This is a genomic window from Rothia sp. HMSC061D12, from assembly GCF_001836735.1.
Taxonomy (GTDB): domain Bacteria; phylum Actinomycetota; class Actinomycetes; order Actinomycetales; family Micrococcaceae; genus Rothia.
This window is the reverse complement of record NZ_KV830305.1, coordinates 1413257-1439317: the sequence shown is the minus strand read 5'-3', so window position 1 is coordinate 1439317 and position 26061 is coordinate 1413257. Positions and strand designations below refer to the sequence as shown.

The following is a 26061-nucleotide window of genomic DNA, read 5'->3' as shown; positions in this document are numbered from 1 at the left end:
TGGTCTGCTTCTTAACGGGCTGGGGCTATGTATTTTCATTGGTATTGCCGCCCTCATCATGCTGATTGTGCAAGCTTTGTCAGGTATCAACTAACGACGCCGGCTCGATAGTGAGCCCAGATGCTCTCTCGAGTCGATAGACACGTAACACCCGGTACTGAAAGGTTGTGGATGCGATGTCGCAGTTACCCCAAAATAATGAAACCTTCGATAACAACCCCGAATACGCCAAGCTCTACCAGGAAGATAACAGCGTGCAGTCTGGTACGGACGACCGGCCGCTACCTGCGAGCGAGCTACCTCCCGACGCGCAGAGGACACAAGCCGGTGAAAAGGCCGCTAACTCCTCCCTGATGTTCGGCTTCCTCGGACTGATGGCTCTCTTCCTAGGAATTGGTTGCCTTGCCAATGGCCTTGCAGCTGGTATAGTCATAGCCTTTGTTGCGTCATTCCTGAGCATCTTAGGTATCTGGAAAGCGTTCGGGGCAAGAGAGTACGGTGTCCCCGCCACCGGAGGTCTAATCCTCGGCATAGCAGGGATCATCATTGACCTTGCTATCATCGCCCTCATCTTATTGATTCTGCAGGCTTTGTCAGGCATCAACTAACGACGCCTCCGGCAACCCGAATTGGTGTACGCAAGAGCCCCGCTCCTCGCGTTGAGGAACGGGGTTTTGCTATATATGCCGTATATCTCGTGGATTGGTCCTGGCAGGCTTGTTCCCGCGGTGGGGAAGGTTTATGGTGGGTTTAGCATCTGTGTCGGTACGTGAAAGGTTGTGGATGCGATGTCGCAGTTACCCCAAAATAATGAAACCTTCGATAACAACCCCGAATACGCCAAGCTCCACCGGGGAAATAACAACGGGCAGCCCAACCATGGCGCCCCGGGTAACCAGCCACTACCTACGCGTCAGTTTTACCCGAGCTACCCGAGGAATATCGTCGGACCCACAGGCATCCTGGAAGAGGGACGCAAGTTGGCTCAACGGTCACTAACCTTTGGCATCATCAGCATGGTGCTTATCCTCGTAACGTTCTGGGTGCCCTACAGCCTTCTCGGATCTTTTATTCTGAGCATCCTGGGAATCATGTCTGCGCGAGATGCGGAACGTCGCGGTGCACCGGCAAAAGCGGGGCGTATCCTCTGCTGGATTGGTGTGATTCTGCCCATCGCCCTGTCAGTCCTGGCGGCTATTACCCTGCTGGTGCTTGTTTTCACCTTGAAGGGATAGCGTCGTAACCGGCTTAGGAAGTTTGGAGTGCCGAGAGCCGAATTTGTGGTCTTTCGTATTTGATATGCAAAGAGCCCCGTTCCTCATGTTGAGGAACGGGGCTCTTTGCACTCCACACATGAGGCGGAGCAGAAGCTAAAACGCGGATGGTAAGGGATTTGAACCCTTGAGACGGGGTCACCGCCTACTGGTTTTCAAGACCAGCTCCTTCGGCCGCTCGGACAACCATCCATGCACTCCAGAGACCGGCATTTTATGGCAATACCGTGCCGCAGGGCACTAAGAGATTATCGCACGTTGTATGCTTTCTGTAAATCGCGCACCGACGATGGTGCTTCCAGCAATGAGGAGGACTCATGAGAGCAATTATCGAGAATAGTCACGGTGGACCTGAGGCTCTGACAATCACCAAAGTACCCGCCCCCGTACCCCGATCCCACGAAGTTCTCATCCGCGTACACGCCGCCGGAATCAACCGCGCCGACGCCCTGCAGCGCCGCGGATTCTACCCGCCGCCCGCCGGCGCGAGCGCCATCTACGGCCTCGAAGTAGCCGGCGTTATCGAAGCGGTCGGTGAAGGCGCCTCCGTGGAGAACCGCGGCACCCCCGTCATGGCGCTCCTGCCTGGAGGTGGCTACGCCGACTACGTGACCGTACCGGTCGACCACGTGCTGCCCGTACCCGAACAGCTGAGCTTCGCCGAAGCCGCCGGTATTCCCGAAGTCGCGGCAACCGTCTATTCGAACCTGGTGCTCACCTGCGGTATGAGCATGAACCCCGCCGAAAACCTCAAGGAAGACGGCGAACCCGCGGTGGTGCTCGTGCACGGTGGTACCGGCGGTATCGGTGTGCACGCCATCCAGCTGGCGCTCGCCGTAGGTACCCGCGTGTTTGCAACCGTGGGAACCGAGGAAAAAGCAGAATATGTGCGCTCACTAGGTGCGGAACCCATTATTTATACCGAACATTCGTTCCGTGAAGTTCTGCTGGCTGAAACTGGTGGGCGCGGCGCCGACTACATCCTCGACGTCGTGGGCGGAAAGTACCTGGATGACAACCTGCACACCCTCGCCGACGGCGGGCACCTGTGCATTATCGGTCTGATGGGCGGCGCCAAGGCAGAAGTAAACCTAGGGTATATGCTCTCCCGCCGCCTGTCGGTGCACGCTACGAGCCTGCGCACCCGTTCGGATCAGCAGAAGGCTGAGATTCTGCGCGGTGTACGCGAACACGTGCTGCCGCTGATTGAATCCGGCAGGATTGGTGTGGGCCTGGACCGTATCTTCGACATGGAGGAGGCGGCTGCCGCCCACGAATACTTCGACTCCGGTCAGCATCGCGGCAAGATTGTGCTGCGCATGGTCTAGAAATCGTTGCGCCCCCGCGGTGCCAATTTAGGCTGGCGCCATTTTAGGTCGGCGCCGCGGGGAGTGTTGCGTGAGGGGCGTGAAGAAAAGCTGGGGTTGAAATAAACAGCTGACTGCTGACAGCTCGTCACTAAAAGAGATTTAGGGTAACCTAAGTATAGGGAGGTTTGCGGGTCGCCGCAGAGCGCATCACCGGCAGCCTCCACCGACCAACAAACACGGCACACACACCACGCAGAGGAGGACATATGGGACTTAAAAGCTACCTGCAATCGCGCCGCGACGACGCCGAACTCGGCAAAGGCATCTGGCGCCGATCCCACGACCGGTTCATTCGCGGCATTGACCGCTTCCACCAGGTCCTCGAACGCCTAGCGGCAACCGATTCGTCCACCTCCATGATTGAGCTCATCGTGCCGGACGCAAATGCGCTCGCCGACATGATTCCGCGCGTGCGCGCAGTCGCCATGGAGGCGCACCGCCTCGCCCCCAGCGACGGCGATATTCCCGCCTCCCCGTTCGGCACCTACTCCGACCTGAACCGTGCCCTCTCCAAGGCGGGTAACGCCGTGGCACTCTGCGCCGAAGCGCTCGCCATGGCACGTTGCTTCGGCAATTGCGCGAGCGCATGCGACCGCCAGGTGAGCGTACACCGCCGCGTGGAAACCGTCATCCAGCACATTGAAGACGCTGAGCGTCTGATTCAGCGCGCCCAGAAAGAAGCCGCCGGTGAGCTGACCTTCGACGACGGAATCCCCGTAGGCCGCACCCAGCTGGTTGAGGCATAACACCGGAGCCTAAATACCGGTCAACAGGCGGGTTAGTTTGATGTGCACCTCAACAGGCGATACGCTTAAAGAAGGGGTGTAGGACACTTCTTATGCGGTTCCGTCACAATGGAGGTGACGACACAACGCGATGGTACGCGCGGAAGAACCGCAGGCTTTTTCCTGCCCCTCTACGGCACAACCCAATGCACCAATAATTCACGGAAGAAGTCACACACCATGTTTGAATTCCACCGCAACGAGCGCGCACGCCAGCTGCGCCCCAGCCTCTCTCGTTCCTGGCTCCTCGTGCGCGCCAACTCCACTGAAGAAGTTTTTGAAGAGGCCTTCGAATCTGAAGCTGACTCCATCATCATCGACCTCGAAGACGGTTGCCCGCCCGAAGAGAAGGATGCAGCCCGCGAACAGGTCGTCCGCATGCTTAACTCCGGCGTGGTCGCCTGGGTGCGAATCAACGCCATCACCACCGAACACTGGTGGAAGGACGTCAAGGCCCTCAAGAATGTGAAGGGCCTGCGCGGCGTCATGCTCGCCACCGCAGAGCACGCCACCGACATCGACCGCACTGCAGCCGAGCTGCCCGCCGGTACCCCCATCATCGCGCTGATTGAGTCCGCACTTGGCGTGCACCACTCCGTCGAGATTGCCCGCGCAATCGGCACCTTCCGCCTCGCATTCGGTGCTGGCGACTACCGCCGCGACACCGGCTCCTCCGCAACCCCCATGGCGCTCGCCTACGTGCGTTCGCAGCTGGTCATCGCCTCCACCCTGGGTGGTCTGCCCGGCCCCATCGACGGCCCGACCCTCGGCGCATACGGTGCTGACCTCTCCAAGGCGTGCGGCTTCGCAAACGACCACGGCATGACCGGCAAGATCACCCTGGACATCCGCCAGACCGAGACCATCAACGCGGCATTCTCCCCGAGCGAGATCGAAATCGAAGAAGCACACCAGATGCTCGACGTGCCCCTCGACGGCCCCCGCGACGGCTCCTACCTGCCGCGCTACCTGCGTGCAAAGAAGGTCAAGGAACTCGCCAAGGTTTACGGTCTGTGGGGCAAGACCGACAGCGACTTCCAGCGCGCCTCCAAGTAAGGTGCTCGCCTAAAGTACACGCGCAAAAAGCCGCGCATCCGACCCCTGAACGGGGAACAGGATGTGCGGCTTTTGTCTGCCTGAAACCTCTGGCGCGCTACAACTTAGCTACTAGTTGCGGGGCGACTTGCCGCCCGTCAGCGCATGAGCGCACACGTATGAAGTCACCAAAGAAATCACAATCGGCACCAGGAACGAGGTGTCATCCTCATACACGGAACGGTAGAAGAACCACACCGCCAGGGAAACCACCAGCGCCAGCACGTACACCAGAGCAAAACGCATCGTGGGGCTCATCGGGCGTGCAGGGTCCGCAGAGGCGCGGCCTGCCTGCGAACGGTTCTGCAGACGCTGAGTATTTGAGGAATGAGAAGACACGAGAATCTCCTAAAAATCGATGGTGACATCCTGCGAGATACGTGACATCTCTCAGATGCTAAAAACCGCCGCAACACACCGGAAACCGGCACGCGTTACGGCGGATGTGGAGCCCCCAGTGGGATTCGAACCCACGACCTTTTCTTTACGAGGGAAATGCTCTACCCCTGAGCTATAGAGGCACATATGCGTTCGTTCCCAACCGCCCGAAAGCAGCCGACGAACAGTGCATACCCCGCAATAGTACCAAAAAGGCGGGGGAGAGGCTAATTACTTTCAGCACCGTGACCGCTACCGAGAGCAGACGGCAGAGAGCCTATGGTGTGCACTGCATTCACCCCGTAAACCCGCCCGAAGATAGGGAATGTTCAGGGCAGAGGCATACAATAAACCCTATACCCACGGCGGCTGGCAGCGTCTCACAGCGCATATCAACCACAGGCCAGTCCGCCACCCGTAGAGAGAGGAACTACCATGACTTCACCCCTCAACCGCCGCACCCTGCTGCTGGGCGTAGTGCCCGCCGCCGCACTGGGACTGAGCGCATGCGGTTCCAGCTCCTCCCAGTCCTCCGCATCGGCATCTGCGAGCGCCTCTGCAAGCACCGCCGCAACCTCGGCAAGCGCATCCGTGAGCGCCACTGCGAGCGCTTCGGCATCCGCCGATGACGGCTACGTCGGCTACCGCCTCAACCGCGAAGTACCCGGCGCAGGTACCGCAACCCTGTACACCGACTACCAGTGCCCCTACTGCGCCAAGGCAGAACCCAAGTTCGAAGAAGCCGCCAAGAAGCTCGACGGCGTGCTGAACGTGACCGTGCGCCACATGCCGCTGAACATGCACGCCAACGCCGTACCCGCCGCACTCGCCGTGGAGGCCGCAGCAGCTCAGGGTAAGCACGTCGAAATGGCGAACAAGCTCTTCAACACCCAGAACGACTGGAAGAACATCAAAGAGCGCGACAAGCTGCGCACCCTCTTCAACGACTACGCCAAGGAACTGGGCCTGAACGTCGAAGAATTCGACAAGGTCCTACTCGCCTCCGACACCGTCAAGCCCATCCAGCGCGACTACGAGCACGCCGTGAAGATCGGTGTGAAGGGCACCCCCACCTTCGCCGTGAACGACAAGGTCGTTGAGGGCCTGGATTCTTCCTCCTCGGTGGATGACCTGGTCAGCACCTTCAAGCGTGAAGCTGGCGTGAAGTAGTGGCGCACATTCAGCTCTCCGGCGGTCAGCGCGCCGAAATTCACCCCGACGGGTTCAGCGACCACGGCTACGTCCTCGAAATCGGTGGCGCCGAGCAGTCCCACGTGGACGTGCAGAACCCCGACTACGTGTTCTACGAGTACCTGCGCCGCATCGCAAACACGGTGGATGCGCTCGCCCCCGCCGGCGAGCCCATCACCGCCGCGCACCTGGGCGCGGGTGCGTTGACCCTCGTGCGCTACATTCAGGCGACCCGCCCCGGATCCCGCCAGGTTGCCGTGGATATTGAACCCGAGCTCATGGGCTTCGTGACCGACCGCCTGCCGCTGCCCGCAGGAACCGACTGCCAGCTCGTGGTGGGTGACGCCCGCGAACAGCTGGCGAACCTGCCCGAACTGCTGGGCGTGCCCGGCTTCGACGCGATTATCCTTGACATCTTCACCGGCATGGACGCGCCCGCCCACCTGGCGAACCGCGACTTCTACCGCGAACTCAAGGACGCCCTGAGCGAGCGCGGCATGGTCGCCATCAACGTGGGTGACGACGCGGGTCTGCCCTTCTTCCAGCTACAGGCAACTGCCATGCTGGAAGTCTTCGACCACGTGTGGTGCCTGTGCGAAAGCTCCATGCTCAGCGGACAGAACGAAGGCAACCTCGTGCTGGTTGGCACCGCCCGTGAGCTGGATGAGGACACCCAGGACCGGCTGTACGCGATGGGCCCGCATCCGGCGGAGGTGCTCACCACCGATGAGCTGCGCGACCTGCTGGACGAGCTGGCCGAGAGCTAAAACTGGAACATAAAACCGTTGAGGCGGGTACCTGGTTGGTACTTGCCTCAACGGTTTTGTATATGGGTTTTATATATGCCGCGCGCCGGCAGAATCCTGGTTTTACTCGGGCAGCGGCACGGGAACAGGATCCTCGCCGTCATCCTTCGGCTTGGGGGAACCGCCCTGCGTGGTGGTCAGCGTAATACCCACGCTCGCCGTCATCAGCAGGCAGATTGCCAGCCAACGAACCGAGCCCGTCTCCTGGTTCAGTAGCGCCCAACCGGCAATCGCCGCAATGGCGGGCTCCATGCTCATCAACACGCTAAACACCTGCTGTGGCAGGTTGCGCAGTGCCATCAGCTCCGCACTATAGGGAATCACCGAAGCGAACATGGCGGTACCAAAAATCATGAGGAGCAACATCGGATCCTGCGCCGCATTCCACAGCGGCTGAGGCGCCGGAACAATCGCCGCCACCGGGGCGATGAACACGGCGCCGACCAGCATCGCCACCGCCAGGCCGCTCGCATCCGGAACCAGGGCACCCACCTTCGCGCTCGAGCGAATGTACAGCGCCCAGAACACGCCGGCAATCAGCGCGAACGTCAGTCCCAGGTAGTCGGTATCCGTACCAACCGCCGCCTCGTAGCCGAGCACCAGCATGCCCGCCAGGGCACAAAGCACCCACACCGCGTCGCGGAGCCTGCGCGTCAGCATGGACGCCAAAGCCAGCGGCCCCAAGAACTCCACAGCAACCGCTAAACCAATCGGGATGCGGTCAATCGCGCAATAGAAGAAGCCGTTCATCAGACCGAACGTCATACCGAAAATGATGACGGCACGCCACTGCTCCTTCGACCACGACAGCGCACCCGGCGGCATCGTTCCGCCACGACGGGCACGCCAACGAGCCGCCAACCACACGGCACTACCCACCACAATGGAAGCAATCGCCAGACGGCTCACACTAATAGCCAGAGCGCCAAACAGCGGAAAGAGCGTCACCGCGAACGCGGCACCGAACTGCAGGGATGAGCAGGACATCAGCACAAACATAATGCCCAGCGCGGGGCGTTGGGGTGCGGTATGCGACAAAGTTCTCCTTCCTGCGCCTCACAAGGCGGTACTTCTCCACGTGTGTACATGCTGTGCCGCTACGGGGCAGAACAAACGCTCTAATAGCGCCGTTTTAAAGAGCGCGCCCCCGGGCAACACGAGATACTATCCTACTCGTTACCCGGGGGTGTTAGAAGCCGTCGACACGGCTACAGTTCAGTAGATTAGAGGCCCTTCGCCTCACGGTCAGCCTTAATCTGCGCAGCTGACGGGAGCGTAATGGAACTGGTCGCCATCTTCGCAATATCCACCGCGTGCGCATCCACCGCACCGGGGAGGTAACGATCGGGATCCTCCATAGTGCCCTCCTCCTGCGCCTTCTTCTGCGCACGAGCGTGAGAAATCGAAATACCGATACTCGCAGCCACCAGCAGAGCAATAGCAACCCAACGAACCAGGCCGGTCGCCTCACCAAGCATCACAATACCCACAGCCGCCGCAATCGCAGGCTCCAGGGACAGCACCACGCTATAAATATGCGCGGGCAGCAGACGCAGCGAAGAAACCTCACCCAACGCCGGCAGAGCAGAAGCCAACAGACCCATCAGGCAACCAATAGCCAACAGGTTCACATCCTGGGTCACCTTCAGCAGGTTGTTGCCGCTAATAAGGAACGGGAACGGCAGAACCAGCAGGGTAGAGACAACGTTACCCATGACCATGCCGCCCATGCCCGGGATGAGTGCGCCCACCTTCTCAGTCGCCAGAATGTAGGCGGCACGAGAAACAGCGGTCAGGACCGAGAAAATCACACCCATCAGGGCGAAATCTTCAGGCTTCGCCTGGGACTCAGCCGTCAGAATCGCCATGCCCGTAAAGGACAGCGCAATCCACACCAGGTCCAGCTTGCGGCGCGACATAACCGTCGCCAGAACCAGCGGACCCATGAACTCAATAGCCACCGCAATCGCCAGCGGAACCTGCTCAATCGCCACATAGAAGAAGGCATTCGCACCCGTCAGGGCGACACCGAGAACAATGACCGTCAGCCACTGTTGACGGGTCCACGAACGAATCTGCGGACGGAAGAACGCCCACAGCAGGATAGAAGAAGTCAACAGGCGCAGAGTCACCACGCCCCAAGGGCCCAAATCGCCCATCAGCTGCTTAGCAAGAGCCGCACCGAACTGCGCCGAAATAATCGCGCCGGTCGCGTACGCAACACCCAGCCCCTGAGTCGCCAGGGGAGAACGCGCAGCATTGGGCGTATGGGTGGAAGAAGTCATAGCAATCCTTATTAGTCCAGAAGAGGTGTCAGCCGCTATCTGTCATCAGGCGCAACCCGAATCGTCGTGAAACAGGTCACGCACTATGCAAACAATGAATAGTGTGTAATCTACGACAATTTTACGCGCTTTAAAATTGGGCGCAAATAGAGACCAAAACACCCTAACAACCCCTCAAAAACCTCCACGCCCTCGGTGAAATTTCACCCCCACACCCCACCACAACCCCTCATATCCAGGAAATATTCACCCAGCCGTGATTTACTGAGAGCATGCTTGACCCGAAGAAGTCTCTATTCGATGAAGACGGCAACCCCCGTCCCGCGCTAACCACCACCCTCGACAACGTACTGCGCATGCAACGACCGCTCGCGCTGTCCATCGTCAAAAAACTCCGTGAAGCGCACCCCGACGAAACCCCCGAACAAATCCACAAGCGCCTCGACCGCACCTACCTGCGCGACATCACCGCCATCGGCGGCGTCACCGGCGCATCCGCATTCGTGCCCGGCGTAGGTACCGTCACCTCCATGAGCCTGTCCGCGCTCGCAGTCGGCGGCTACCTCGAACGCACCGCCCTCTACGCCCAGGCAGTCGCAGAATTGCACGGCGTGCACGTACACGACGCCGAAACCGCCCGCTCCATGGTCATGGCAATCATGCTCGGTGACGAAGGCTCCCAGCTCATGAACACCGTGCTCCTGCAGACCGGCAAGGCAAGCGGCGTCTCCAACAAGTGGGGCATGCTGCTCGGCAACTCCTCCGGCGGCAAGATGTTCAGCGTCGAACGCACCATCCGCAATATGTTCATCCGCCGATTCCTGACCCGCCAGACCGGCGCACTGCTCGGCCGTGCCCTGCCCTTCGGCGTGGGTGCAGTCGTTGGTGGCGGCGCAAACCTGACCCTCGGTAAGGACGTCGTGCGCAACACCCGCCGTGCCTTCGGCGACGCACCCGCCTACTTCCCCGCAGAGCTCATGATTACCCCGCGCGCACCCCGCGTACAGGGTGGCGACGGCTCGGAAAGCTCCTCCGGCGTGGCTGGTGCCCTCCTCAAGGGCGTCAAGGACGCAGGAAAGACGGCAGGCAAGGTTTTCACCCGCGGCAAGGGCCACGACACCGAAACCGGCCACCGCCGCATGCTCGGCCGCTAAACCCGCTGGTCATAAAACCAGAACATAAAAAGACCCAACACGCTAAAGACCCCGGATCCCTAAGTTAGGAATCCGGGGTCTTTAGTGTTTAGCTTTGTTGATTAGCGGGCGCTACAGGCTACGCGTTCTTCGCGTGATCCAGCAGCTGAGCCGCAATACCGTTGTAGGTGTGCGGAGTCAGCGCCGACAGACGCGCCTCAGCCTCAGGGGAGAGACCCAGAGTAGCCACGAACTCCTTCAGACGAGCGGCATCCACGCGGTGACCGCGAGTCAGCTCCTTCAGACGCTCGTACGGGTTCTCCATACCGGGAACACCCGCGATAGCCTCCGCACGCATCACCATCTGGATAGCCTCAGCCAGGACCTCCCAGTTGGAATCCAGGTCAGCGGAAATCACGTCGGTCGCAATATCCAGACGCTGCAGGCCCTTCACCACGTTAGAGATAGCCAGCACCGAGTGGCCGAACGCCACGCCAATGTTGCGCTGAGCCGAGGAGTCAGTCAGGTCGCGTTGCCAACGAGAAGTCACCAGGGTCGAACCCAGCGAATCCAGCAGAGCGTTGGAGAGCTCCAGGTTAGCCTCCGCATTCTCAAAACGAATCGGGTTCACCTTGTGCGGCATGGTGGACGAACCGGTCGCACCGGCCACCGGAATCTGGCGGAAGAAACCAATCGAAATGTAGCTCCACACATCGGTGCAGAGGTTGTGCAGCACGCGGTTGAAGTGTGCGATATCCGAGTACAGCTCGGCCTGCCAGTCGTGCGACTCAATCTGAGTGGTCAGCGGGTTCCAAGTCAGACCCAGGTGCTCCACAAAACCACGAGAAATCTTCTGCCAATCAGCGCTAGGCACCGATGCATAGTGAGCAGCGTAAGTGCCGGTCGCACCGTTAATCTTGCCCAGGAACTCGGTCGCCTTCACGTGCTTGACCTGGCGCTTCAGGCGGTAGGCGAGCACGCCCATCTCCTTGCCCAGGGTGGAGGGGGTTGCCGGCTGGCCGTGAGTGCGGCACAGCATCGGCACGTCGCGGCCGTCCTCAGCCAGATTCAGCAGAACCTCAATCAGCTCCTCAGCGGCGGGGATCCACACGTTCTCAACGGCGTCCTTGATACCCAGCGCGTAGGAGAGGTTGTTAATGTCTTCGGAGGTGCAGCCGAAGTGAACCAGCGGCACCAGGTGACCCAGGCCCAGGCCCTCCAGGCGGCGACCGATGTAGTACTCGACCGCCTTCACGTCGTGAACGGTGACTGCCTCAATCTCAGCCAGCTCCGCCACAGAATCAGCGTTGAAATCGGTCACGATGGCGCGCAGGCCCTTCTTCTGCTCCTCGCTCAGCGGGGACAGACCCGGCAGTACCTCGTGCTCGCACAGGTAAATGAACCACTCAACCTCAACGTGGATGCGGTCGCGGTTCAGCGCCGCCTCAGAGAGGTAGTTGGTCAGGGGTGCGGTCACGGAAGCGTAGCGTCCGTCCAGGGGGCCCAGTGCAAGTTCGCCGGTGCCCAGATCAATACGGCCAGAAGGCAGGATGGTGTTATTGGTGTGAGACATAACTCTATTTTTGCATGAATTCGCTGAAAAAAAGAGGCGGGAAGAGCATATGGACGTGACGGGCGGCTGGGTTAGTTGCAGAAATATGACAAAACGAGGGGGTACGGAGGGGGCATTTTTCGGATGATAAGGGGCAAAAACGTGCGAATTTTTCGAAACAAGCCGGAGTTATCCACAGGTTGGCGTATTCCACCTGCACGGTCACCGCGGCAGATTTAGCCTAAAACAAACCCGCCGTGAAAGGACACACTATGAGCACCCTCGTCGACACCACACCACCACCCGTACCCCAGCTGCCCCGCATCGAACCGACCGATATTCTCCGCGCAGCAGGACACATGGGCATCGGCACCGCCGCCGGCCACGCCTTCGCCGAGCAACTCATGGCAGCAGCCACCCTCGCCCGAGCCAAAGGCGCAGAACTCTCCCATAGGATGCGCACCGAAGCCCAAGAAATCCGCACCGCACACCAACGCGCCAACGAACTCAACGGCGACCACTGGGCATCCGAAGCCGGACGCGCCTACCGGCGACAACTCGAAGAACACCGCGAAAAAATCCGCAACCAAGCCGAACAAGCCGAAAGCGCCGCCGCCATGATCGCCGCCGCAGGTGAAGAACTCGCCAACGACCTCACCTCCAAGGCGCAGGCAATCAAAGGCGCCGCCTCCGCCGTAGATAACCTACTCGGCAAACTCGCCAACGGAGCCGCGGACGCCCTCGAAAAACTCAACCCCGGCGAAATTATCGCCCGCTCAGGCGTGCAAAAAGCCCAGTCAGCGCTCGATTCACTCATGCACGTAAACCTGCCCGACGGGCTGAGCTCGCTCATCCGAACCCACTAACCTCACGCTAGGAGACACCATGCTTACCGGACCCACCGTTGCACCCATCGGTGACCTCAGCGACTCTGCAGGGCCCACCGCAGGCACTATTAGCGTCGCCCTTGAAGAAATGCCCGCCATTGCCGATGGACTCGACACCGTCAGCCGAACCTGCGCCGACCGCACCATGCCGATTCTCGGTATCGCCGCCGAAACCAGGCTCTTCCTCGGCATCAACGGACGCGCCCAGCAGGCTGCTGGTCTCTGCGCTGGCCTCGCTACAGACCTCGGCGGAAGCGCGCTAAAGTTCGGCGCCACCGCAGCAGCCGTCCGCGCCGCCCACAGCTCCTACCTGCAGACCGAAAATATTGTCGCAGGCTGGTTCGAATCCATGGGCATCGCAAAGGACGGCAAGCTACCCGACGGACGCAGCGCCCGAGACCACCTCCGCGGCCTCATCGCCGGAGAACCCGGCGAAGCTAACTACCTCATCAAGCTCACCATTCCCGAGCTTGGGTATTTCGCAGCCTATTGGGTATTGCCGCATTCGCCTGTAGTAGCAGCCATTATCTTCGGTTTCACCGCCTATATGGACGCCAAATGGAATCCCGAAATTGCTCGTCAGCGTATTGCTGGCCGACTCTCTGCTGTAACAAAAATACCCCAGGGATTTATTGAAAAAGTCTTGGCAGTAGGCGGAGTTGGAATCGTCGGCCCTCTCCGTGATCCGGATTCTGATAAGAAAGCGCATAATATGCGCACCGCCTCAGCCGACGAGTACGGGGTTAGCGCACATTCCGGCGATAAGGACCGTCTTACGGTGGATGCTAGCGCTGAACGTCTGCAGGCTGCTGCCAAGGCACAGGATCAGGAATTTGAGCGTTCACGTCAGGACCCAACTAAGGGTGAACGCGGTGCAGTACTCGTCACTGTCATGTACGAAGCAGGACATGAAGGCGACCCAGCCCATGCCCTATATGTGGTGAGTATTCCGGGGACGAACTTCCCATCCGTGGGTGGATCTCCTATGGACGTTCCCGGGGCTCTTCGCGAAGCACTGGGTAACGATACTCTGGAGAACCCCGCCTATCAGATGGTTCTGCAGGCTCTACGTGATGCCGGAGCGCCTCAGGGCGCCCGCGTGTATGTGGAAGGCTTCAGCCAGGGAGGCATGATTGCCTACAACATGGCGAATAGTACTGAAGTCGCCAAAGAAATCAACATTGTGGGTGTCTACGCTCAAGCCTCCCCACTACGAGGCCTACCGGCTAAACGCCGCGACTTTGGAGTGGACTACGTGGAAGGAGATGGAGACCCGGTTCCTGACTCTGCTCTGAGAGAAGACGGATGGAGCCCGGATGAACGCGATACCGCAATTACAATCTCAAATTTTAGACATGATAGCGGAGAATATCGAGAAACCCTGCAACGTGAAGGATACGGAAACCAGACTCTGGGGGCTCTTAGAGCAGCCATGGGCAATAAAGGTTACGTGCAAGGAGAGCAAAAGGTTACCTCGGGCTCTGCTATGTCAGATGGTTACACGTTTGAAGAACGTCTGAACGAGTATGGATTGCGTGGAGCTAGGTACACTAAACAGGCTCTTGATGCAGGGGTACAACTTGATCCTCGATTTTATTACGAGGCCCCAGACCAACTAACAGATGGAGAACTGCACCGAGTAGATAGTGTAGTGCGTGGCAACGTCGAAAATACTCGGCAGAAAATCGAAGATACCGTCTCAGATGTCCAGCAGGGCATGGAAATCGCCAAGCAGAAGGCGGAGGGTCTTCAGCGAGAAGCTGGAGAAGCCGCCTGGGCGCTTGCTAAGCAAATCCCCGCCGTCATCGAGGGTGTCCAAAAGACCATCCCTCATCCCGAGCCGACTCCGCAGGAAAAGCCTCATAGCCCGAAGCCTGCATGGCCCGAAATGCCTGTGCCGCAGATGCCCAAGGTGCCCATCCTACAGGGATACAACCCGCAGCATCTGCCGCCTGCCATCAAGATGCCCGGGGACCTGAGTCGTCCGGAGCCTGCACCCATCAAGATGCCGAGCGACCTGAGCCGCCCTGAGCCTGCGCCCATCAAGATGCCCACTCGAATCGAGGCAGAGGGACAGCTACCGCCTGCAGGTCTGATCCCGCCGGACATTCTGCCCAAACCTGCAGATCTGCATACGCACATCGAAAAGGCTGTTACTCAGCCAATCATCGATCAGCTGCAGCTCCCTAGTCCTGGTTCTGTGCTCAGGGACCCGTTCCCCGGGCCCCGACAGGGTGGAGACTACGGCGGCGTTGAGTCGCTCATTCCCATCCAGCCAGGCCAGAAGCCTGCACCCATGCTCCCGCCCAAGAGCATTGACCCCGGGTTCCTCGTCCCAGCTCCTCCCGAGAACATTGACCCCGGGTTCCGCGCCCCAGGCCATCCCGAGGACCTGACTCCCCTCGAGGAGCGTGAACCCCTGATGGTCTAAACACCGAGTCTAAAAGCACCAATCTCAACGGCTCGGTGGAGGGTGGAGGGGACGAGTAGAGAAGAGAAGAGAAAAGGAGGGGCGCCACCGGGAACAACCCCGGCGGCGCCCCTCCATCTTTGCGTACAGCGCTTGCGGCCAGTATCTGCTGCCTGCACAGCTACAGCCTGCTCGCGACCTGCTCTCCAGGTGAGAAGCGTTAGCCTCCGAGCCGCCCGCAGGCACATACTGGAACCATGAGCCAGTCAGCTGAACACGCCAACATCCCGGTCCGCCCCGTCTTCAACACCCTGCCCAGCTACGCGGCAGGCAAGCCGCCCGCACCCGTTGAAGGCCTCACCCAGTACAAGCTCTCCTCGAACGAGAACCCGCTGGGCCCCGTACCCGAGGTCGCGCGCGTCCTCGCAGAATTTGCGACCGCGCATCGCTACCCCGACCCGCTCTCCACCGCCCTGCGTCACAAGCTCTCCGCCCGACTGGGCGTGGACGCTGACGACATCGTCACCGGTGCCGGAAGCCTCGGCGCGCTCAACCAAATCCTCAAAACCTTCGCCGGCGTAAACGCCGACGGCGTGCAGGACGAGGTCATCTACGCCTGGCGCTCCTTCGAGGCATACCCGATCCTCGTCGGCATTATGGGCGCTCGCAGCGTGCAGGTGCCGAACCTGCACGACGGCTCACACGACCTGGACGCCATGGCGGCAGCTATCACCGAACGCACCCGCCTGATCCTGGTCTGTACCCCCAACAACCCGACCGGCCCCGCCGTCACCGAAAGTCAGATCCGTGCGTTCCTGGAGAAGGTGCCCGCCCACATCCCCGTGGTGATTGATGAGGCGTACTTCGAGTTCTGCGCCGCCTCCACCGTGCCGGAAAGTGAAGAAGCCCCGCTGAACGGCATGGACATCTACCGCGACTACGAGAACGTCATCATTCTGCGCACCTTCTCCAAGGCACAGGGCCTGGCGGGTCTGCGCGTGGGCTACTCAATTTCGCATCCGCAGATTACGCAGCACCTGCGGGTGGCGGCAACCCCGTTCGCCGTGACGGCGCTGGCTGAGGCGGCGGCTATCGCCTCCATCGAGCATGAGGATGCGGTGATGGAGCGTGTGAGCCACCTGGTCGCTGAGCGTGAGCGCGTGACCGCTCGACTGCGCGAGCTGGGCTACGATTTCCCGAGCACTTACGCGAACTTTGTGTGGCTGCCCCTGGGGGAGCGCACGGGTGAGTTTGTGCAGCTGATGTCTGAGCATGCGCTGTCGGTGCGTGCGTTCGGCACCGAGGGTGTTCGCGTGAGCATTGGCGAGGTGGAGGCGAATGACCGTTTCCTCTCGCTCTGTGAGGTCTTCGCGAAGGGGCTCTAGAGCGTCTTGTGAAGGGGTGGGGCACCCACTCGACCCTAATTGAACAATGTACTATTTTCCCTTGTCGAGGATTATTTAGAGTTCAATATTTGTGCCCCGGAGAGAAAAGTCTGGCCCTTAAAATGGTTTCAATGGCTAAATTAAACCTCCCATATATTCCCAAAAAAGAATATATAGGAGGTTTAATTTAATGATGTTCAAATAGTGAATGACAGGGCATAATACACTGCGTTATCAGCGTAACTGCCGCGAGATAAAGCCGAAAAGAGTAGACTGGTAACTATATATGCCCAGACCCTCACAGGCTTACCGGAACACCTCAAACCCTGCACCATCAGGTGAAAGTTGAGACTAAAACCCAAGCCGCTGAGGGCCAAGCCCTCGTCACGTGTGGAGGTTAGATGCACGAGAACGACAAGTACCCCGGAGTGCCCGAACGCATCCAGCTCATGGATGAAAACGGCACCGTACACGAACACCCCACCTACAGTCGGTACATCGAAGACGTCAACGCAGACACCCTGCGCGAGGCATACCGCCTCATGTACACCACCCGCCGATTCGACGACGAGGCAACCGCCCTGCAGCGCCAGGGTCAGCTCGCCCTCTGGGTGCCCAGCCGAGGCCAGGAAGCCGCACAGGTCGGTTCCGCACTCGCCTACGCGCCCAACGACTATATCTTCCCCTCCTACCGTGAGCACGCCGTCGCCCTGACGCGTGGCGTGGACTTCCGCGACCTGATCACCATCTTCCGCGGCTCCACCACCCACGGCTGGGACATGAAGGCACATAACTTCCACACCTACACCAAGGTGCTTGCCGCCCAGACCCTGCACGCCGTCGGCTACGCCATGGGTCTGAACTTCGACGCCGACATCGAGGCTGAAACCGGCCCCCGCCGCACCGGTCAGGGCCAGGCAACCGACCCCGCCGAGGACACCCAGAAGCCCGCCGTGGCGGTCTACTTCGGCGACGGCTCATCCACCGAGGGTGACGCACACGAATCTATGGTCTTCGCCGCCTCCTATAACGCGCCGGTGCTCTTCTTCGTGCAGAACAACCGCTGGGCTATCTCCGTGCCCTTCGAGGTGCAGTCCCGCGTTCCGGTGTCCACCCGCGCCGCAGGCTACGGCTTCGAGGGTATTCGCGTGGACGGCAACGACGTTCTCGCCGTGCTCGCCGTAACCCGCTACGCCATGGAGAAGATCCGCGCTGGTGAAGGCCCCGTGCTGATTGAAGCTGAGACCTACCGCCTCGGCCCGCACACCACCGCTGATGACCCCACCAAGTACCGCACCGATGCCGACCTGGAAGGTCCCCTGCGCCGCGACCCCATGTTGCGCCTCGAGAAGTACCTGCGCGAGCAGGGCTACGCCGATGATGCCTTCTTTGAAGAGGTTGCAGAATCTGCACAGCAGGTCGCGAACGGCGTGCGTGAGGCAGTGCTGAACTCTGAGGTTGCCGACTTTGAGTATTTCTTCGACCGCGTCTACGTGCAGGAACACCAGCAGGTGGAAGACGACCGCGAGTTCTACCGTAACTACGTTGCAGGCTTTGAAGAGGAGTAAGCATGAGCGAGAAAATTGAACGTTTGACCCTCGCCAAGGCGATTACCCGCGGCCTGGAAGACGCCATGGAAGCCGACCGCACCGTTGTCATGCTCGGTGAGGATATCGGCAAACTCGGCGGTGTGTACCGTGTGACCGAGGGCCTGCAGGCGCGCTTCGGCAACCGCCGCGTCATGGATGCGCCCCTGGGTGAGTCCGGCATTATCGGCACCTCCATCGGTATGGCGCTGCGTGGCTACCGCCCCGTGCCGGAGATTCAGTTCGACGGCTTCGTGTTCCCCGCCTACAACCAAATCACGAGCCAGCTGGCGAAGATCCACAACCGCACCGATAAGCAGTACACGGTGCCGGTGACCATCCGCATTCCGTACGGTGGCGTGATTGGTTCGGTGGAGCACCACTCCGAGTCCCCGGAGGCGCTGTTCGCCCACACCGCGGGTCTGCGTATTGTGACCCCCTCGACCCCGCACGAGGCGTACTGGATGACCCGAAAGGCGATTGAGTGCCCCGACCCGGTCATTATTTTTGAGCCGAAGCGCCGCTACTGGCTCAAGGGTGAAGTGGACTTTAGCGACACTTCCTTTGATCCGTTTAGCGCCCAGGTGGTGCGTGAGGGTACGGACGCGACCATCGTTGCGTACGGTCCGCTGGTGCCGGTTGCTCTGGCTGCGGCAGAGGCTGCCGTGGAGGATGGCCGCTCGATTGAGGTCATTGACCTGCGCTCGATTTCACCGCTGGACGTGCCGACCGTTGCTGCTTCGGTGGCAAAGACTGGCCGCCTGATTGTCGCGCACGAGGCGCCGACCTTCGGCGGTATGGGTGGCGAGCTGGCTGCGGCGATTACGGAGCGTTGCTTCTACAGCCTGCAGGCGCCAGTGATTCGCGTGGGTGGCTACTACATGCCGTACCCGGTGTCCCGTGTTGAGGAAGAGTACGTGCCCGATATTGACCGTATTCTTGAGGCGGTCGACCGCGCTTTTGACTACTAGGCATTCCCTGATCTGACGTATCAGCGTGTTGCGCTATGGCGGGTTGCGAGCCCGCACAGAATATTCCGTATAGGGTATATGCCCTAGTGAGAGGTAAAAATGTCCCAGATTTTCCCGCTCCCTGACGTGGGCGAAGGCCTGACCGAAGCAGAAATCCTCAGCTGGAAGGTGGCAGTCGGTACCGAGGTCGCCATCAACGACGTCCTCGTTGAAATTGAAACCGCGAAGAGCGTCGTAGAACTTCCCTCGCCCTTCGCTGGCACCGTCGAGGCGCTGCTCGTTGCCGAAGGCGAAACCGTTGAGGTGGGCACCCCAATCATCAGTATCTCCGGCGGCGACAACGCACCCGCAACCCCGGCGGCACCCGCCGCGGCAGAGGCTGAGTCCGGCACCGCACTGGTCGGTTCCGGCCCCAAGGCGGACGCTGTGAAGCGCCGCGCCCGCAAGCGCCCCGCCTCCGTATCCCAGCCCGCACAGGCTGCTGCGGCACCGGTCGCACCGGCTGTTCAGGCACCCGTGGCGCACACCCCCGCCGACTCGGCAAACCGTAACCAGGGCCTGCTGAGCGAGCTGGCTGAGCGCGCCTCCCGCTTTGTGGAGAACACCCCGCTGAACTCGGTGGTGCAGCGTCTGGCGCCCGAGCCCGCAGCGGCTCCCGCGCCGACTTTGGCTCCCGAGCAGGTTCCGCACCGCCCGACCCTCGCGCCGCCTCCGGTGCGTCTTGCCGCAAAGGAGCTGGGTGTTGACCTGGCGAATGTGACCGCTACCGGTGCGCGCGGCCAGGTGACCAAGCAGGACCTCATGAACTATGTGGCGCACCTGAGCGATGTGCAGCATAGCGGCGCCCGCCAGCCGTTCTGGCAGCCCGCAGCCACCCCCGGTGACCGCATTGAGCGCATCCCTGTGCGTGGCGTGCGTAAGGCTACCGCGAAGGCTATGGTTGCTTCGGCGTTTAGCGCCCCGCACGTGTCCATCTTCGTGGATGTTGATGCCTCCCGCACCATGGAGTTCGTGAAGCGCTTGAAGAAGTCCCGCCACTTTGAGGGCGTGAAGGTCACCCCGCTGCTGGTGCTTGCCGCCGCGGTCATTTGGGCTGCTGAGCGTAACCCGCAGGTCAACGCGACCTGGACCGATAGCGAAATCCAGATTAAGCACTTCATGAACTTGGGTATTGCTGCGGCAACCCCGCGCGGCCTGATGGTTCCGAACATTAAGGACGCTCAGGAGCTGTCCCTGCGTGAGCTGGCTATTGCGCTGAACAACCTGACCACTCGCGCCCGTGAGGGTAAGACTCAGCCCGCTGAGATGGCGAACGGCACCCTGACCATTACGAACATCGGTTCGCTGGGTATTGATACGGGTACCCCGATTATTAACCCCGGTGAGGTGGCGATTGTTGCCTTCGGTACGATCAAGCAGAAGCCGTGGGTGGTTGATGGTGAGGTTATTCCTCGCTGGGTGACGACCCTGGGTGGTTCCTTCGATCACCGTGTGGTGGATGGGGACCTGTCGGCTCGTTTCATGGCTGATGTGGCTGCGATTCTTGAGGAGCCTGCACTGCTGCTGGACCACTAGGCGGCACATTTGGGCTAGTCAGCACCGTATTGCTGGGTAGTTGAGGCCGTTTAGGATACAGATATTTAGATACAGAAAACCTCCGGTACCTTACGTAAGGTACCGGAGGTTTTCTGTATTCTCTAACGCCGAGGTGCGCGCTTAGAAACCTAAGTTAGGCGTCCTCGCGTGCCACCTGGTCGCTCGGGTACTTGTCCACACGGCGGTGGTACAGGCGTCCGCACAGGCCGCCGAGGATAGCGCCGAGGAAGCTCAACGACAGAACCAGCAGAACCGCGAGCAGACCGTTCGCGAAATCGCCCGCAATCAGCTTCTGCAGGGACAGGGACGCGACACCGTTCTGGAACAGCTGAGGCGTGAGGAAGGTCGCCAGGGACCCGATGATGAGCGCCATAATCTGCCAGAGCCACACGGCAATGCCCTGCTTCGCGCCGGCGAATCGTGCCATGCGTCCCGCCGCGTAACCGCCCACCAGGTAGGCGAAGAAGATGAGCACACTCAGCGCGACCGCGACCGGCACGGCGTTTGATGCGCCGCTGAAGAGGCGGGAGACCACCGAGGCGTACTCGATGGACTCGCTCTGACCGGTCAGGGTCAGCCACGACTGGATAGCCCACAGGCCACCGTCCATGAGGGAGATGGTGATTAGCCAGCCGAGCAAGCCGGGCAGCAGGTGCATGCGGGAGTAGCGGCTCTTCTGCATGGACAGTGCGGTTGCGGCGGTGAGGACGGGCTCTGCACCTGCCGCGCCTGCGGTACCGGCGGGGGTGGGGATGACGAAGTGGTCATCATCCGCCGGATTAGCCTGCGGGGTACTGGGTGCCGCATGGGCGTTGCCGGGTGCGGGCACCTCGTAGCTTGCCGCAGCGGTAGGTGCGGTAGCGGGGGCAGGCGCGGTAGTGGGGGCTGCGCCGCCGCGCACATTGTCCGCGCTGGGAGTTACAGGCTTGTCGAGCCAGCTGAGGTTGTCGGTAGCGGGTTCGCCCAAGTCAGCACCGGATTCCGCGCCCTGTGAGGTAGCGCTGGGGGAGAGGAGCGGCTGGGTTGCGGTAGCCGCCTCGGTGAGGGGGCGGGTCGCATCCTGCGAGGACTGTGCGGAGGACTGAGCCGAAGAGGCCGCCTCGTGCGCCTTTTCGTGGGCGCGGCGTGCGGCGTTCAGCTCCTCATCGGTCAGAACCACGGTGGGGTCGTCGGAGGAGAATGCCGCCTCCCACAGGTCACTTTCGGTGGGGGTGGACGCCGCGTCGGCCGGATGCTGCTGCGGGTTGTTGTTCTGTGCGTTCATTAAATCCTTTGGATTCTAGTCCTGGGTGCTGATTTAGCGGTTGCGGTCAGCGTAGAAGGCGCGTGCTTCTTCCAGGGCTTCTGCGGAGTAGGTGTGCGGGTATGCCGGGCGTTCGTTCTCGTCCAGGGTACGGACCACACGGCCGGGGTTGCCGACCACGAGGGAGTTTTCGGGGACATCCTTGGTGACGACGGTGCCCGCGCCAATCACGGAGTTCTTGCCGATGGTCACACCGCCCAGGATAATAGCGCCGCCACCGATCCAGACGTTGTCTTCAACGGTGATGGGCTCGCCACCTTCCCAGTATGCGGCGCGGTCGACCGGGTTGAGCGGGTGGGTGGGGGTGAGGAACTGTACGTTGTTGCCGACAAGCACGGTGGAGCCGATGCGGATCGGGCAGACGTCCAGGAAGACGCAGCCAAAGTTGAAGAAGGAGCCGTCACCAATATAGGTGTTCACGCCGTAGTCGAAGCGTGCACCGGGGCGGATGTGCGAGTGCTCGCCCAGGTGGCCGAGGTGTTCACGGTAGACGTGCATTGCCTGGGCCTGCTCGCCGCGTGCGTAGTGTTCTTCGGCGAGGACGGTTGCAGCGTGGATGCGCTTAGTCTGCGCGGCGCATTCGGCGTCGGGCATGTAGGCGGCGCCGGAGATCATGCGGTTGAAGATGTCGCCGTTGGGGCGCTGCGGGGTGTGCATTAGTGGGCTCCTCCCAGAAGGTAAGCAAGTGCGATGATGGCCATTCCGAACAGGATGACGACTCCTCCGGCGATAGCGAATCGTTTGGAAATTTCGCGGAGGAGCTTCTTGAACTGCTCGTCAGTGATGTCTTGCTGTCGTTTACTCATGCTTTAAGTATCCCAGAGTTGCTGGGTTCTGCCTTAGTGTTTCGGTGTTTATTGCGGTATCTGGGGCGGGTGTACCGTGTGATTTTCAGCGTGGAAAGAAACGGTGCTGAGTTGAAGCGTGAGGGTGTGGGAAGGCACAATCAATGCATGACTGAGGCTCAGAAGAACACGAATCTGCAGGATGCGGCGGCACCTGCATCCCCCGCTGGCGTATCGGCTGGTGCGCATCCGTTGGCGCATCGCCCCTGGTTGAAGAATTATTCTCCGTGGACTGCCCGCGATATTGAGCTGCCTGAAACCTCGCTGAGCCACCTCATTGACGAGGCGGTCCGCACCGTACCCCACAAGGTGGCGCTGGAGTTCTTCGGTGCAACCACCACCTACGCTGAGCTGGGCGATCAGATTGAGCGTGCGGCGGAGGGCCTGCGCGTAGCGGGTGTGCAGCCGGGCGACCGTGTGGCGCTGATTTTGCCGAACTGCCCTCAGCATATTGCGGCGTTCTATGCGATTTTGCGCCTGGGCGCGATTGTGGTGGAGCATAACCCTCTGTACACGGGCGCGGAGTTGCGCCACATGTTTGAGGATCACGGCGCGAAGGTCGCGATTGTGTGGGATAAGATCGCCTCGCATATTACGGGTCTTCCGGCGGATATCCGTCCGAACCATATTTATTCGGTGAACATGATTTCTGCGATGCCCGCGCTGATGCGTACCGCGCTGAAGCTGCCGTTGAAGAGTGCGCGTGCTTCGCGTGAGAAGCTGACCGGTCCTGCGCCGGGTACGGTGTCGTGGGCTCAGCTGGTGAAGAGCGAGCGTATTGACCCATCGCATCGCCGCCCGACCGCGCATGATATTGCGCTGCTACAGTACACCTCGGGTACGACCGGCCTGCCGAAGGGCGTGATGCTCACGCACCGCAACCTGGAGTCTAACGGCCGCATGGGTGAGGCATGGATTAACCCGGGCGATGACGAGGTGATTTACTCGGTTCTGCCGCTGTTCCACGCGTACGGTATGACCCTGGGCGTGACGATTGCGTCGCTGTGCCGTGCCCGCCTGGTGCTGTTCCCGACCGTGGACATGGACCTGATTTTGAAGGCGATGAAGAAGACCCGCCCGACCATTCTTCCGGCGGTTCCGCCGGTGTATCGCCGCCTGATGGATGAGGCGAAGAAGCGCGGCGTGTCCCTGGAGGGTATCCGTTATGCGGTCTCTGGTGCGATGAACCTGCCGCCTGAGCTGGTTGCCGAGTGGGAGGAAGCCTCCGGCGGTTTCATGGTGGAAGGCTACGGCCTGACCGAGTGCGCGCCGCTGGTGTCCTGCAACCCGCTCAATGACACTCGCCGTGCCGGTTTTATTGGTGTTCCGTTCCCCTCCACCGATATTCGTGTGGTGGACCCGGAGACCGGCGAGGACGTGCCTGATGGTGAAGAGGGCGAGCTGTGGGTGAAGGGCCCTCAGCGTTTTGCCGGCTACTGGAAGCGTGAGGACGAGACGGCGAAGACCATCACCCCCGAGGGTTGGTTGCGTACCGGCGATATTGTGCGCCTGGACGAGGACTACTTCATTCAGATTGTCGACCGCATTAAGGAAGTCATTATTACCGGCGGTTTCAACGTCTCCCCGACGGAGGTTGAGGTCGCCCTCAAGCAGCACGATATGGTCGCGGATGCGGCGGTAGTCGGTATTCCGTTGCCCGCCGGTGGCGAGATGGTGGTCGCCGCTGTAGTTCCCGCCCCGGGCCGGGTGGTGCAGGAGCATACTCTGCGTGAGCACTGCTATTCGAAGGTGACTCGTTATAAGGTTCCGCGCCGCATCGTGGTGGTGGATGATCTGCCCCGTTCGATGCTGGGTAAGGTTCTGCGCCGTAAGGTGCGTGAGCAGCTGATTGCTTCGGGCGAGTTCGATCAGTAGGTTGATTCCCCACCGCCCGTAACGGGTGGCACTATGGACGCCGGCTTGGGTTTTTGTACCCCGGGCCGGCGTTTTGTGTGCGCCTGAATACACCGTCAATGACGCTTTGTGACCTGGCAAATAATCACCGCATGACGAATTGTGACAAAATATGACGACCTTGACGTTCTGTGTCTCATGAATAGCCATTAACTTCCACACCCGCCCTTGTGCGTGCTGTAATTGTCCCATCATCATTCCCATCGGATGTGCTAGTACCAACGTGAGCACCCGGCGGAACGCATCATCATTCAACAGAAAGATTCATAGCCGTGAAGAAGTTTGCTGCTGCACTCGCAGTTGTCCCCATGGTCTTTGGCCTGGCAGCCTGCGGTTCCACCAACTCCTCCTCTTCCTCCAGCTCCAAGAAGGTCACCATCGGTGTGGTTGGCTCTGAGAAGTTCAACAAGACCCTGAAGGAAGAAGCTAAGAAGCAGGGTATCGACATTGAGTTCAAGGAGTTCAGCGCGTACACCGAGCCGAACCCCGCACTGGACGCCGGTGACATCGATATGAACCGCTTCCAGCACATCGCGTACCTGTCCAACTACAACGTGAGCGCTAAGAAGGACCTGCAGATTGTTGGCCCGACCGTCATCTACCCGATGGCTCTGTTCTCCAAGAAGCACTCCAAGTTGGCTGACATCCCCCAGGGTGGCGAGATCGTTATCCCGAACGACACCGTGAACGAAGCACGCGCGCTGAAGCTGCTGAAGACCAACGGTCTGGTTACCTTCAAGAACGCTGATGTTGACGCACCCACCATCGATGACGTGGACACCGCTAACTCCAAGGTGAAGGTCACTCCCGTCGACGCAACCCAGACCGTGGTTGGCATGGAGTCCGCTGACGGCGCGGTCGTCAACAACGACTTCCTCAAGGATGCAGGCCTGAAGCCCGCAGACGCCCTGGCTCAGGATGACCCCAAGACCGACCCCTCCGCTATCAAGTATGTGAACCTCTTCGTTGCTCAGAAGGACAAGGCTGACGACGAGACCTACAAGAAGATCGTTGAAATCTTCCACACCAAGCCCGTCATGGATGTTGTTCAGGAAGAGACCCGCGGCACCGCCGTTGAGGTTAACGTGAGCACCGACGAGCTGCGTCAGTCCCTGGCTAACGAAGAAGCCAAGCTGCGCGCCAAGAAGTAATCTTCTAAATACACGCCTCCTCTAGGCATACGCAAAGGCGGTAAGTCTAAGCACCCGATGCGGGTCACGACAGGCTTACCGTCCTTTGCGTACCGGCGTTAATGCCCTTTAGCGCCCCAACCACGACATATAACGGATACAAAC

The 26061-nt window shown here is 60.4% G+C and carries 23 protein-coding genes and 2 tRNA genes; 16 read left to right on the top strand and 9 right to left on the bottom strand.

What is annotated here, in order from left to right:
* The first annotated feature begins 176 nt into the window (after positions 1 to 176).
* Entirely contained in the window at positions 177 to 608 is a 432-nt protein-coding gene (locus HMPREF2682_RS05680) for a hypothetical protein (RefSeq protein ID WP_070832177.1), read from the top strand.
* Positions 609 to 788: 180 nt separating this feature from the next.
* On the top strand, positions 789 to 1235 hold the full coding sequence (locus HMPREF2682_RS05675) for a hypothetical protein (RefSeq protein ID WP_070832174.1): 447 nt from the start codon (positions 789 to 791) through the stop codon (positions 1233 to 1235).
* Positions 1236 to 1378: 143 nt separating this feature from the next.
* On the opposite strand, the gene HMPREF2682_RS05670 is transcribed toward HMPREF2682_RS05675, so the two are convergent.
* Positions 1379 to 1466, bottom strand: a tRNA-Ser gene (locus tag HMPREF2682_RS05670).
* 125 nt (positions 1467 to 1591) lie between these two features.
* On the opposite strand from HMPREF2682_RS05670, the gene HMPREF2682_RS05665 reads away from it, so the two are divergent.
* The 3 genes from HMPREF2682_RS05665 (at position 1592) to HMPREF2682_RS05655 (ending at position 4485) form a co-directional block, all read left to right on the top strand.
* Positions 1592 to 2602, top strand: coding sequence for an NAD(P)H-quinone oxidoreductase (locus tag HMPREF2682_RS05665; protein WP_070832172.1), 1011 nt, complete (start codon positions 1592 to 1594; stop codon positions 2600 to 2602).
* 248 nt (positions 2603 to 2850) lie between these two features.
* On the top strand, positions 2851 to 3390 hold the full coding sequence (locus HMPREF2682_RS05660) for a dehydrogenase (protein WP_070832169.1): 540 nt from the start codon (positions 2851 to 2853) through the stop codon (positions 3388 to 3390).
* 219 nt (positions 3391 to 3609) lie between these two features.
* On the top strand, positions 3610 to 4485 hold the full coding sequence (locus HMPREF2682_RS05655; protein ID WP_070832166.1) for an HpcH/HpaI aldolase/citrate lyase family protein: 876 nt from the start codon (positions 3610 to 3612) through the stop codon (positions 4483 to 4485).
* Between the two features lie 111 nt (positions 4486 to 4596).
* Here HMPREF2682_RS05655 and HMPREF2682_RS05650 read toward each other — a convergent pair whose 3' ends face one another.
* Positions 4597 to 4863, bottom strand: coding sequence for a hypothetical protein (locus tag HMPREF2682_RS05650; RefSeq protein WP_070832163.1), 267 nt, complete (start codon positions 4861 to 4863; stop codon positions 4597 to 4599).
* Positions 4864 to 4970: 107 nt separating this feature from the next.
* Positions 4971 to 5045: transfer RNA gene (locus tag HMPREF2682_RS05645), tRNA-Thr, on the bottom strand.
* A gap of 292 nt (positions 5046 to 5337) precedes the next feature.
* On the opposite strand from HMPREF2682_RS05645, the gene HMPREF2682_RS05640 reads away from it, so the two are divergent.
* Together HMPREF2682_RS05640 and HMPREF2682_RS05635 are read left to right on the top strand one after the other, a co-directional pair.
* Positions 5338 to 6072 (top strand): DsbA family protein, encoded by a 735-nt coding sequence (locus HMPREF2682_RS05640; protein WP_070832161.1) that lies wholly within the window; start codon positions 5338 to 5340, stop codon positions 6070 to 6072.
* Complete coding sequence (locus HMPREF2682_RS05635) at positions 6072 to 6860, top strand: spermidine synthase (RefSeq protein ID WP_070832158.1); 789 nt, start codon at positions 6072 to 6074, stop codon at positions 6858 to 6860. The genes HMPREF2682_RS05640 and HMPREF2682_RS05635 overlap by 1 nt, the downstream gene beginning before the upstream one ends.
* Positions 6861 to 6962: 102 nt before the next feature.
* Here the strand turns inward: HMPREF2682_RS05635 and HMPREF2682_RS05630 are convergent, their stop codons facing one another.
* Positions 6963 to 7937, bottom strand: a complete 975-nt coding sequence (locus HMPREF2682_RS05630; protein ID WP_070832156.1) for an EamA family transporter — start codon at positions 7935 to 7937, stop codon at positions 6963 to 6965.
* Between the two features lie 185 nt (positions 7938 to 8122).
* Positions 8123 to 9184 (bottom strand): EamA family transporter, encoded by a 1062-nt coding sequence (locus HMPREF2682_RS05625; RefSeq protein ID WP_070832153.1) that lies wholly within the window; start codon positions 9182 to 9184, stop codon positions 8123 to 8125.
* A gap of 272 nt (positions 9185 to 9456) precedes the next feature.
* On the opposite strand from HMPREF2682_RS05625, the gene HMPREF2682_RS05620 reads away from it, so the two are divergent.
* On the top strand, positions 9457 to 10338 hold the full coding sequence (locus HMPREF2682_RS05620; RefSeq protein WP_070832151.1) for a di- and tripeptidase: 882 nt from the start codon (positions 9457 to 9459) through the stop codon (positions 10336 to 10338).
* A gap of 118 nt (positions 10339 to 10456) precedes the next feature.
* Here HMPREF2682_RS05620 and purB read toward each other — a convergent pair whose 3' ends face one another.
* Positions 10457 to 11890, bottom strand: coding sequence for an adenylosuccinate lyase (gene purB, locus HMPREF2682_RS05615; RefSeq protein ID WP_070738176.1), 1434 nt, complete (start codon positions 11888 to 11890; stop codon positions 10457 to 10459).
* 251 nt (positions 11891 to 12141) lie between these two features.
* Here purB and HMPREF2682_RS05610 point away from each other — a divergent pair, with 251 nt between their 5' ends.
* From HMPREF2682_RS05610 to HMPREF2682_RS05585, 6 genes are all read left to right on the top strand, one after another.
* Positions 12142 to 12735, top strand: coding sequence for an ABC transporter substrate-binding protein (locus tag HMPREF2682_RS05610; protein ID WP_070832148.1), 594 nt, complete (start codon positions 12142 to 12144; stop codon positions 12733 to 12735).
* Between the two features lie 19 nt (positions 12736 to 12754).
* Positions 12755 to 15187, top strand: coding sequence for an extensin (locus HMPREF2682_RS05605; protein WP_070832145.1), 2433 nt, complete (start codon positions 12755 to 12757; stop codon positions 15185 to 15187).
* A 236-nt stretch (positions 15188 to 15423) separates the two neighbouring features.
* Positions 15424 to 16551 carry a histidinol-phosphate transaminase gene (locus HMPREF2682_RS05600; protein WP_070689739.1) on the top strand — a complete coding sequence of 376 codons (1128 nt, stop codon included), beginning with the start codon at positions 15424 to 15426 and terminating at the stop codon, positions 16549 to 16551.
* A gap of 401 nt (positions 16552 to 16952) precedes the next feature.
* Complete coding sequence (locus tag HMPREF2682_RS05595) at positions 16953 to 18119, top strand: thiamine pyrophosphate-dependent enzyme (RefSeq protein ID WP_070832142.1); 1167 nt, start codon at positions 16953 to 16955, stop codon at positions 18117 to 18119.
* A 2-nt stretch (positions 18120 to 18121) separates the two neighbouring features.
* Positions 18122 to 19108 (top strand): alpha-ketoacid dehydrogenase subunit beta, encoded by a 987-nt coding sequence (locus HMPREF2682_RS05590; RefSeq protein WP_049327015.1) that lies wholly within the window; start codon positions 18122 to 18124, stop codon positions 19106 to 19108.
* Between the two features lie 99 nt (positions 19109 to 19207).
* Positions 19208 to 20683 carry a dihydrolipoamide acetyltransferase family protein gene (locus HMPREF2682_RS05585; RefSeq protein ID WP_070832140.1) on the top strand — a complete coding sequence of 492 codons (1476 nt, stop codon included), beginning with the start codon at positions 19208 to 19210 and terminating at the stop codon, positions 20681 to 20683.
* A 154-nt stretch (positions 20684 to 20837) separates the two neighbouring features.
* Here HMPREF2682_RS05585 and HMPREF2682_RS05580 read toward each other — a convergent pair whose 3' ends face one another.
* The 3 genes from HMPREF2682_RS05580 to HMPREF2682_RS09470 are packed head-to-tail and all read right to left on the bottom strand — an operon-like array spanning position 20838 to position 22813.
* A complete protein-coding gene (locus HMPREF2682_RS05580; protein ID WP_070832137.1) occupies positions 20838 to 21968 on the bottom strand; it encodes a hypothetical protein in 1131 nt (376 codons plus the stop codon).
* A 33-nt stretch (positions 21969 to 22001) separates the two neighbouring features.
* Complete coding sequence (locus HMPREF2682_RS05575) at positions 22002 to 22664, bottom strand: sugar O-acetyltransferase (RefSeq protein ID WP_005507552.1); 663 nt, start codon at positions 22662 to 22664, stop codon at positions 22002 to 22004.
* On the bottom strand, positions 22664 to 22813 hold the full coding sequence (locus HMPREF2682_RS09470) for a hypothetical protein (RefSeq protein ID WP_005504480.1): 150 nt from the start codon (positions 22811 to 22813) through the stop codon (positions 22664 to 22666). The genes HMPREF2682_RS05575 and HMPREF2682_RS09470 overlap by 1 nt, the downstream gene beginning before the upstream one ends.
* A gap of 147 nt (positions 22814 to 22960) precedes the next feature.
* Between HMPREF2682_RS09470 and HMPREF2682_RS05570 the strand changes: the two genes are divergently transcribed.
* Positions 22961 to 24727: a long-chain-fatty-acid--CoA ligase gene (locus HMPREF2682_RS05570; protein ID WP_070832134.1), complete on the top strand. Its 1767-nt coding sequence runs from the start codon at positions 22961 to 22963 to the stop codon at positions 24725 to 24727.
* A gap of 311 nt (positions 24728 to 25038) precedes the next feature.
* A complete protein-coding gene (locus tag HMPREF2682_RS05565; protein WP_070687112.1) occupies positions 25039 to 25917 on the top strand; it encodes a MetQ/NlpA family ABC transporter substrate-binding protein in 879 nt (292 codons plus the stop codon).
* The last annotated feature ends 144 nt before the right edge of the window (positions 25918 to 26061 follow it).

Bases quoted from the DNA above. Each gene is read 5' to 3' on its own strand.
- HMPREF2682_RS05585 (WP_070832140.1), top strand. From the start codon at position 19,208: ATGTCCCAGATTTTCCCGCTCCCTGACGTGGGCGAAGGCCTGACCGAA.
- HMPREF2682_RS05665 (WP_070832172.1), top strand. From the start codon at position 1,592: ATGAGAGCAATTATCGAGAATAGTCACGGTGGACCTGAGGCTCTGACA.
- HMPREF2682_RS05680 (WP_070832177.1), top strand. From the start codon at position 177: ATGTCGCAGTTACCCCAAAATAATGAAACCTTCGATAACAACCCCGAA.
- HMPREF2682_RS05620 (WP_070832151.1), top strand. From the start codon at position 9,457: ATGCTTGACCCGAAGAAGTCTCTATTCGATGAAGACGGCAACCCCCGT.
- HMPREF2682_RS05640 (WP_070832161.1), top strand. From the start codon at position 5,338: ATGACTTCACCCCTCAACCGCCGCACCCTGCTGCTGGGCGTAGTGCCC.
- HMPREF2682_RS05610 (WP_070832148.1), top strand. From the start codon at position 12,142: ATGAGCACCCTCGTCGACACCACACCACCACCCGTACCCCAGCTGCCC.
- HMPREF2682_RS05575 (WP_005507552.1), bottom strand. From the start codon at position 22,664: ATGCACACCCCGCAGCGCCCCAACGGCGACATCTTCAACCGCATGATC.
- HMPREF2682_RS05655 (WP_070832166.1), top strand. From the start codon at position 3,610: ATGTTTGAATTCCACCGCAACGAGCGCGCACGCCAGCTGCGCCCCAGC.
- HMPREF2682_RS05660 (WP_070832169.1), top strand. From the start codon at position 2,851: ATGGGACTTAAAAGCTACCTGCAATCGCGCCGCGACGACGCCGAACTC.
- HMPREF2682_RS05595 (WP_070832142.1), top strand. From the start codon at position 16,953: ATGCACGAGAACGACAAGTACCCCGGAGTGCCCGAACGCATCCAGCTC.
- HMPREF2682_RS05600 (WP_070689739.1), top strand. From the start codon at position 15,424: ATGAGCCAGTCAGCTGAACACGCCAACATCCCGGTCCGCCCCGTCTTC.
- HMPREF2682_RS05605 (WP_070832145.1), top strand. From the start codon at position 12,755: ATGCTTACCGGACCCACCGTTGCACCCATCGGTGACCTCAGCGACTCT.
- HMPREF2682_RS05580 (WP_070832137.1), bottom strand. From the start codon at position 21,968: ATGAACGCACAGAACAACAACCCGCAGCAGCATCCGGCCGACGCGGCG.
- HMPREF2682_RS05570 (WP_070832134.1), top strand. From the start codon at position 22,961: ATGACTGAGGCTCAGAAGAACACGAATCTGCAGGATGCGGCGGCACCT.
- HMPREF2682_RS09470 (WP_005504480.1), bottom strand. From the start codon at position 22,813: ATGAGTAAACGACAGCAAGACATCACTGACGAGCAGTTCAAGAAGCTC.
- purB (WP_070738176.1), bottom strand. From the start codon at position 11,890: ATGTCTCACACCAATAACACCATCCTGCCTTCTGGCCGTATTGATCTG.
- HMPREF2682_RS05675 (WP_070832174.1), top strand. From the start codon at position 789: ATGTCGCAGTTACCCCAAAATAATGAAACCTTCGATAACAACCCCGAA.
- HMPREF2682_RS05625 (WP_070832153.1), bottom strand. From the start codon at position 9,184: ATGACTTCTTCCACCCATACGCCCAATGCTGCGCGTTCTCCCCTGGCG.
- HMPREF2682_RS05590 (WP_049327015.1), top strand. From the start codon at position 18,122: ATGAGCGAGAAAATTGAACGTTTGACCCTCGCCAAGGCGATTACCCGC.